Origin of the sequence: Rhizobium ecuadorense, assembly GCF_001187535.1 — a bacterium.
GTDB classification, from domain to species: Bacteria; Pseudomonadota; Alphaproteobacteria; order Rhizobiales; family Rhizobiaceae; genus Rhizobium; species Rhizobium ecuadorense.
On sequence record NZ_LFIO01000804.1, the window covers coordinates 1 to 422 of the forward strand.

Here is a 422-nt window from a genome sequence, read left to right on the forward strand (position 1 = left end):
GCATCGGGCGTTCTTTTTTACATCGCCTATAACGATATGCGCAAATCGAGCCTCGATCAGATGCTCCAGATCGCTGCCACCAACGCGCTCAACGTCGAGAAATCCATGAGCGTGGCGCTCGGCATCGTCAATGCGTTGGAGACATCGCTGTCGACGATGAAGGAAAGCGGAAACGCCAGTCGTGCGACCGCCGACGACCTGCTGAAGAACATGCTGCAGGATAATCCGATGGCGCTCGGTGTTTGGACCGGCTGGGAACCGAATGCCTTCGACGGCAAGGACAAGGATTTCGTCGGCAAGGAAGGCCACGACACCACCGGCCGCTACGTGCCCTATTGGGTGCGCAGTGGTGACAAGATCCAGCACACGCCGCTGGTCGATTATGGCGTGTCGGGCGCCGGCGACTACTACCAGCTTCCCTT

Annotated in this window: 1 protein-coding gene; it reads left to right on the plus strand. The window is 58.8% G+C overall.

Annotation, left to right across the window (positions count from 1 at the left end; all coding sequences use genetic code 11):
- On the plus strand, positions 1-422 hold a 422-nt coding region (locus AF337_RS14095), incomplete at both ends, for a cache domain-containing protein (RefSeq protein WP_193393619.1).